Origin of the sequence: Indibacter alkaliphilus LW1 (genome assembly GCF_000295935.2) — a bacterium.
Classification (GTDB): domain Bacteria; phylum Bacteroidota; class Bacteroidia; order Cytophagales; family Cyclobacteriaceae; genus Indibacter; species Indibacter alkaliphilus.
In genome coordinates this window covers 93,306-100,650 of the sequence record NZ_ALWO02000006.1, presented here as the reverse complement: position 1 = coordinate 100,650, position 7,345 = coordinate 93,306, and the positions used below count along the sequence as shown (strand labels likewise).

6 protein-coding genes are annotated in these 7,345 nt (G+C 38.0%); 5 read left to right on the top strand and 1 reads right to left on the bottom strand.

Going from position 1 to position 7,345, the window contains the following annotated elements; genetic code table 11:
* The first annotated feature begins 135 nt into the window (after positions 1 to 135).
* The 5 genes from A33Q_RS01200 (at position 136) to trxA (ending at position 5,531) form a co-directional block, all read left to right on the top strand.
* The gene (locus A33Q_RS01200; protein ID WP_009035184.1) at positions 136 to 894 is read left to right on the top strand and encodes a hypothetical protein; all 759 of its coding nucleotides are present in this window, start codon (positions 136 to 138) and stop codon (positions 892 to 894) included.
* 105 nt (positions 895 to 999) lie between these two features.
* Positions 1,000 to 1,503, top strand: a complete 504-nt coding sequence (locus A33Q_RS01195; RefSeq protein WP_152527363.1) for a hypothetical protein — start codon at positions 1,000 to 1,002, stop codon at positions 1,501 to 1,503.
* A 106-nt stretch (positions 1,504 to 1,609) separates the two neighbouring features.
* A complete protein-coding gene (locus A33Q_RS01190) occupies positions 1,610 to 2,587 on the top strand; it encodes a DUF4249 family protein (protein ID WP_160169328.1) in 978 nt (325 codons plus the stop codon).
* Complete coding sequence (locus A33Q_RS01185; RefSeq protein WP_009035181.1) at positions 2,574 to 5,027, top strand: TonB-dependent receptor; 2,454 nt, start codon at positions 2,574 to 2,576, stop codon at positions 5,025 to 5,027. The genes A33Q_RS01190 and A33Q_RS01185 overlap by 14 nt, the downstream gene beginning before the upstream one ends.
* Before the next feature lie 198 nt (positions 5,028 to 5,225).
* A complete protein-coding gene (gene trxA, locus A33Q_RS01180) occupies positions 5,226 to 5,531 on the top strand; it encodes a thioredoxin (RefSeq protein WP_009035180.1) in 306 nt (101 codons plus the stop codon).
* A 56-nt stretch (positions 5,532 to 5,587) separates the two neighbouring features.
* Here the strand turns inward: trxA and A33Q_RS01175 are convergent, their stop codons facing one another.
* Positions 5,588 to 7,336 carry a M14 family metallopeptidase gene (locus A33Q_RS01175; RefSeq protein ID WP_009035179.1) on the bottom strand — a complete coding sequence of 583 codons (1,749 nt, stop codon included), beginning with the start codon at positions 7,334 to 7,336 and terminating at the stop codon, positions 5,588 to 5,590.
* Between the last annotated feature and the right edge of the window lie 9 nt (positions 7,337 to 7,345).

Below are 7,345 nucleotides of genomic sequence, written 5' to 3'. Positions count from 1 at the left end.
TGTAGGCGGATATTCATATAAATTAATTTTCAATTTTGTTAGATTATTCTTAAAAAATAAATTATTATTATTAAAAATTCTTATATAAATTATTTAAACAATTAAAGCTTATATTATGAAACATTTAACTTAATTATGCTTTTTGGAATTTCGATAATAATTGGAGCCTGCAATATGGAAATTCCTCCAATTGACTCAGTTGAGGAACCTGAATTGAAAGAGTTTGATTTCAATTTTAGCAATTCTATTAAAATTTCTTCAATCGATGGAAACAGTTGGGTGAATTTAAGGATTGAGTCAGATATTGAAGATTTTGTAACGATTCCATCCGATAACGCTCTATGGGAATTGAAATTAATTTATGATGATAGTGAAATTCTTCCTGATTTTTCGTTGAGGAAGAAATCCTTGGATTTTAACATTTCTATTGATGACAAACCTAATAGGTATTTTGTTGTGGATGATTACTTTATTGAACCTGATGCAAAAGGTTTTACATTGTCCTTAATTTCTGAAACAACAGACAATTCAAATAATAGAATTGACAATAGTGTATTTGGAGATGACTTTTATCCAAATTTTAGACGTGATTATTTTGATGGTCCTACTTTGTATGAATATGGTCAAGTAAGAAGGTATTACAATTATAATGCTGTTCCTTCGTTAAATACTAGGATGGTTATGGCACGCTGGCTATATAGAGAATGTAGATTGTGTGGTATGAGGGATTTAACTCCAAGTTGGGATTATCTGACAGATATTGGACAAATTTCTTGGGCGACCAAACGTAATATCAGGAGATTAAGAGTTATTGTCCAGCATCACGGGCCAACACCAAACAATTATGATAACCCTACCAATACAAACTTTTCTGTGTATTTTAGACGATATTGAAGATTTAAATATAAAGGTTTATCAAATGTATAGAGATTAAAATTTATTTTGGTTAAGGATAATTTTTGTTTGTATATTTAATGATATAACCTATTGAAATATTGATTGTTCAATTTAAAATATAAAGAGATGAAAATAGGGCAAAAATTGAGGAATAGAGGAACGTTGATTCTGATTATTTTTATATTTCAGACAAGTGCTTTTTTTTCTTGTGGGGACTCAATTGAGGATGCCCCAATAATTACTGATTCGGGCCTTAAAATAACGGTAGTCCCTGAAATTGATGAGTTGAATGGATTTGCAGGAGATACCCTATTGCTTAAATTCATTATTGATCATGAAAACTATGTGAATGGAAGATTAACAGGGATAAAGTCAGTGAAAAAACTGAATGGAGTTTTAATAAAAGATAAGGAATTGCTAAAAAATGAAGGGGAGGGACTGCCCTCTCCAGTTGAATTGGAAATTCCATATCTCTTTAGTGCTGCCGATATTGGTAAGAAAGTTGAATTTGGGATTCAATACGAGGTAGTACGCCAAATTGCTAATGGATCAAGTGGTGTGACAGGTTTTAAACTTTTCAATGTAAATTCATCAATGAAGGATTAATGATGGCATACTGAGTTAATCATTTTTTTTTGATTATTCGATATATCTTATTGAGGCAAGTAAGATCACTAAATATACACGAGTTAACTGATCTATGGTAAATTGGATGAAAAAGGCCTTTTATATCGAATGGTTGTGGATGAAAACACATCCTACGATAACAATTGCCCTTGTTTTCATTTATTATTCCTGTGTCAGCGAGTTTCAACCTCGCTTTATAGGTTCAGACTCTGATATCTTGGTAGCCAATTCCTTTATTTTCGCTGATTCAGTGCCAGTGGTATCGCTGATGAGGAGCAAAAACAAGCTTGGTGATGACTGGCACCCCGAAAAAAACGCAAGTGTTAAAATTGAGAAAATATCTCCCAATAATTCCTCGGATTTGCAGACATTTGATTTGTTACTTGTTGATTCCGTGTACAAGTCCTTGATTCCTTTGGAGGCCGGATTTGAATATAGACTTAAAGTGAGGTCAAAAGACGGAATAATTCTTTCTGCTTCTACTTACATACCGTTTCCTGTAAAGGTTGACTCAATAGTTAGGAGCCAAGGGCCGGTTATGTCATTCGATGGGCATACAGGGAGCACTAATTTAGACAGGATTTTTTTTCACCCAAAAGCCGAAGCGGTGAATTATTTTGAGACTAAATTTTACAGGAGAGATGTTTTAAGTAATCCTGATGAATGGGGAATAGCAGTAGAAGATAATTATTCCATTTATAAATCTTATAATAGGGATGAAATCATTTTGTCGGAGAATTTACCTGACCAGTTTTTGTTTGCTTTTCCTTTTTCCGTAAATGGAAATGCTGGTTCTCAAATTCAGTTAACATTTTATAGAGGCAGTATGGTCTTTATTTTGGAGACCACATCAGCGGAATACTATCACTATAAAAAAAGCCTTTATGCCCATTTGGATGCAATTTCCTATCAAGCCTTTACCAGCACTTCTGATCTCTATAATCCAAGTATTTTCAAAACGCCTCTCCCGTTGTTCTCCAACATTGAGGGGGGAAGGGGAATCTTTGCAGGTTTAAGCAGGGATTTTTATATCATAGAAAGGTATTGGTATGAAGAGGATTAATTTCTTTTTGATCCTTACTTTTTGTGTAAGTAGTTTTGATGGCATTGCGGTTTATGCACAAGACAACTTTATTAACGGCACAGTAAGGGAAGAAGGATCGAGAGAACCAATTGTTGGGGTTTTGGTCAAAATTACCCCTGGAGCCATAAATTCGTTTACCGATGTACATGGCAAATTTTCAGTTGAAATCGGCTCTTATCTTGAACAGGTTATCCATTTCAGTTATCCGGGTTATCATACATTGAGCAAAAGTATTTCGGAATTCGATAGTGAATTTGTCAGCATTTTTCTTTCTCCCGTTGAACTTGATGAAGTGGTAGTTGAATCAAAAAGAAGGATAGACAGGATATCCTCAAACGAGGTTAGGTTCAACAATCCTGACCTTCTCCAGATGCCCTCAATTAAACCAGAGACCGATATTATGGAAGTAATCATCAGGCAACCTGGTATCCAACCCGGACTTGAGGGCACGGTTCGGTATTCTGTCCGGGGAGGCCAGACTGACCAAAACCTAATATTATTTGATGGAACACCGATGTACAATACTGGGCATTTGGCAAATTTTTTATCGGTTTTTGATCCTTATGCCATTCAAAGTATGACCCTTTACAAGGGAGGATTTCCTTCGAGGTTTGGTGGCAGAGCATCCTCTATCTTGGATATAAGGGTTAAAGAAGGTGATAAATCCCAATACAAAGGGGAAGTTTTGGTAGGCTTGTTGTATGGGAAGTTTGCCTTGGAAGGCCCCATTATAAAAGGCAAAAGTTCTTTTATGTTTTCGGCGAGAAAATCCCTTGTGGATCCGGTACTTCATCTGGCTCATAGTATTAACAAACCTGACAACAAATTTTTATACGGTTTTTATGATTTCAACCTTAAGTTGAGCCATGAAATTGATGACCTAAGCAGTGTCCATTTTAGTACTTATCATGGAAGGGATATTCTGAAGACGGACAGCAAATTAATCTTGGGTTCAACGGATACACTAAGAAGAGCAAATTACCAACACCAATATAATAATTGGGGGACAAAGTTGTACAGCCTTAGCTTTAACCGGACTGTTTCAAAAAAGCTAAGGTATAACATGGTTTTAGCTTTTACGGATTTTGAATACAGAATGACGTACGCTGATAGCAGTTCGCTTAATTGGCAGAGAGAGGCTTTTGACCAGTTTGATTATGCTACTTCTGTAAAAGACTATGTCTGGAAACACAATTTCAATTACAATCTTAATGTCAACCATGCTTTAAATTTTGGACTGGACTGGATCAGCCACAGGTTTGTCCCGATTTCTTGGTTTCGCCAGATCCAAAGAATGGATAGGCCGATCGTTGAAAATCAGGATGCGGTTAACCTGTCGGCTACCGAAGTTTTCGGTTATTTTCAATGGAACTATGCGTCTAAAAATGAAAGATTGCTATTACAGTTAGGAGGAAGATTGGGCAAATACATCCTTCTTGAAAATGATAAGGACTTTGTTTTAATGGAGCCCAGAATCCAGTCCACCTATCTTTTGGGGAATTCAGATATTATCATGGAATATAGCCGGATGACTCAATCAGTGCATTCCCTTAATTCCGCTGGTCTTTCTTTGCTCCCAGATATCTGGGTACCCTCAACCAAAAACCTTCAACCTACCATTAGTGACCAATTATCCCTCCAATTCAACAGATATTGGGAGGAAAAAAATATCCAGATTCAGACTGGTCTTTATTACAAAAGGATGAGGAACATCATCCAGTTTTTGGGTGTGTCAGGTTTCGCTATAGCCCAAGGCCAATGGGACGATCAGGTTTATTCAGGGGGAAGAGGAAAGGCTTATGGCTGGGAACTTGGCTTACAGAGAAAATTTGATAATTTGGATTTTGAATTTAATTACACCTATTCAAGAGCCTTTAACGAATTTCCCCAACTTAATCAGGGTAACCCTTTCCCTCATAATTTTGATAGGCCCCATAACATAAATCTTAACCTTTTGTGGAGGATAAATCCAAAAAACAGTTTAGCGCTTTCCTGGACACATCAAACTGGCATGCCAGTAACCCTAGGTCAAAGGAGATTGCCAGCTTTAAATGATCACAGCTACTATTATCCTAATGGAACCACCCACTGGGATAATTTCAGGGATGAAGGTGCTTTTCAAAACTTGGATGATTTTGTTTCCAATGGAATGTACATACCTTTCAACCATCAGGCATTGTTATTGGACGAAATCAATAATTTTAGACTGCCGGATTATCATAGGCTTGATCTTTCTTTCAATCAAAGTAAAATATGGAGAAATGGATGGAAAAGAACTGTAGGGGTTTCCTTGTTTAACCTTTATAATCGACAAAACCCCTATTTTGTATTTTCCAGATTCCAAAAAGGAGAACTGCAATATTATATGTTAACTCTATTTCCCTTAATACCAACTTTTTCCTATGGCTTGAGGTTTTGATTTTATTATTAAGTATTTAAGTGATTTACGTTGGTTTTTAATGGATTTAAGAATTGTTTTGAAATCGGCAATAAAATTACTCAACCATTAAATAAGACTTCTTAGTATAGTGTCTGATTATGGACTTAACTCTGAGGATATAATTCTGCAATTGGGAGTTCGAATACAACTCGCATCTAAGGTTTTTTTCTAGCTAAAATGGCTGAGAAAAAGTTTAAAGAAATCGTTAAGCAATCAAATACAGTCGTATTGGTAGACTTCTATGCCGACTGGTGCGCTCCTTGCCAGACGATGACACCTATTTTGGAAGAAACATTGCATGAACTTGGCGGAAAGATCAAGCTCTTTAAATTGAATGTGGATAAAAATCCCCAAGCCAGTCTTCAGTTTGGGGTAAGGTCTATACCTCATTTTATTCTGTTCAAAAACGGAAAAATCCTCTGGAAAAAAGGTGGCTATATGACCAAAAGAGAACTTTTACAATCCCTCAGGGGCTTTGTATAGGCAAAAAAAACCGCTGGCAAAACCAGCGGTGTTCAATTATATTTATTCCATTTTTTTTACTTTTTCCAGCTTGCTTTTCCGCCTTTTTCGGAGTCCACATTGATGGTATAATTACCACCACCGGAGACAATCCATCTTACTTTGACAGCGCCCATACCCGGGATATTTTCCACATGGATTTTCTCGGGATCTACCTTCTGTTCTTTATACTTTTTGAAATCCTCGCTTTCCACTACAAATCCAGCCACTACTTTTGCACCGGAAATACTTACATAATCAGGCCTTGCTATCTTGTATTTAAGGTCCTGACTGGAATGGGTAGGAATCAAACGCTCATTATAAACAGTAGCAACTACTTCTTTCAATCCACCTCCAAGGTCAGTTTCCTTCACCTCGGAAACGGACAGCTTGGGCGTGTGGTACCCATGAAGAATGGTAAAGGCAGAATTCCTATGGGCGTCCTGCTCCATCAAGAATCCCGGATGCAAACGTCCAAAATTCTTTTTGAACCCACCTATTTCAATTTTTCCGTACTGTGGATGGTCATATTCCTCCCAATCTACAAAGGCATCACCAAAGGTAAGGTACCTGTCGACCTTCATCTGTTCGTCCTGATTGTTGCGGCCGGCATTTTCATGGAAATACAGATAAGAGGTCATCAGCTCATTGGAATAAGTAAATATACCCCGGCCACCGTAAAACCAGTCCAACTGACCACCAAACACTGAATAGAGGTCTTTATAGACCACCAAGTATTTGTATCCCGGCATAAACTCTTCGCCTTTTTTGGCTATAGCATCATAAATCCTCACATCCGAAGCATTATAGGTACCCAAATCCTCTTCAGCTCCCGGCCCTCTCAGGATCATTCCTCCATAATTGTGGTAACTTTGTGCGCCTGCAATATTTGGATGTTTCATGACAAACTCCATCACGGCCCTGTTTTCAGGTACGGAAAAAGGATATTTCCACGCTCCACGCTGTACGTAATCCGGCTGCCAGTTCCAGCCCCAATCTCTGTTGGGATCATAATAGCCGATTCCATCCTCATTTACTTCTCCGTCACCATCTCTGTCTATACCTTCATAACCCAGCATTTCGTATTCTCCCTGCTCATCGGCAGCGACCATAATTAACTTTCGTGGATCCATCTGATCTTTCACAAATCTCCCGGTTGGAGATTTTCTGATCATATAGGTGATGTGTCCGTCACCATTCAGGTCATCAAAAGGATCTTCCCCGGCCAAACCATCGCCATCATTATCAAGGACTATCATACCTGACCTCGGAGAATTCTGGGTATTGGCCTCTTTGATAAAATAATCGTGGGCATCAGGGTTGATGGTAGGAGCGATATAGAAGGTCTTGTCTTTCAGCAATTCTGTGATAAAATCCAGGTCTCCGTACATTTCAGCCAAGTACCAAGCTGTATATAGGGTAAATTCGGTACCCTGTATTTCATTGGAGTGGATATTGCCATCTATCCACATGGCAGGTTTTTCATCTGCTTTTCCATGATTGAAATCCGTCACGGTCAGTACCCATATATCATTGCCCTGATAGGACTTTCCTATACTTTCCAATTTGACCAAATTCGGGTGCTTTTTGGCCATGTCTTTCATAATTTCCTCCAGTGCCAGGTTGGTATGATACCTGTTCCAGGAAACCTGCACCTTGGGGTTGTGAGGTGTGCCTAATGCCCTGAAATATCTATCCTGGGCTACTTGTGCGTTGGCCTCGTAAGTTGAGCTGAGGCTCAAAGCTGCACCTATAAATGCTGTATAAATCCAATTTTTAAATTTCATTGCCTTGCT

What these genes read in the sequence shown, in the direction of transcription:
- A33Q_RS01200 (WP_009035184.1), top strand. Translation starts at nt 136, where the DNA reads ATGCTTTTTGGAATTTCGATAATAATTGGAGCCTGCAATATGGAAATT.
- A33Q_RS01190 (WP_160169328.1), top strand. Translation starts at nt 1,610, where the DNA reads ATGAAAAAGGCCTTTTATATCGAATGGTTGTGGATGAAAACACATCCT.
- A33Q_RS01185 (WP_009035181.1), top strand. Translation starts at nt 2,574, where the DNA reads ATGAAGAGGATTAATTTCTTTTTGATCCTTACTTTTTGTGTAAGTAGT.
- trxA (WP_009035180.1), top strand. Translation starts at nt 5,226, where the DNA reads ATGGCTGAGAAAAAGTTTAAAGAAATCGTTAAGCAATCAAATACAGTC.
- A33Q_RS01175 (WP_009035179.1), bottom strand. Translation starts at nt 7,336, where the DNA reads ATGAAATTTAAAAATTGGATTTATACAGCATTTATAGGTGCAGCTTTG.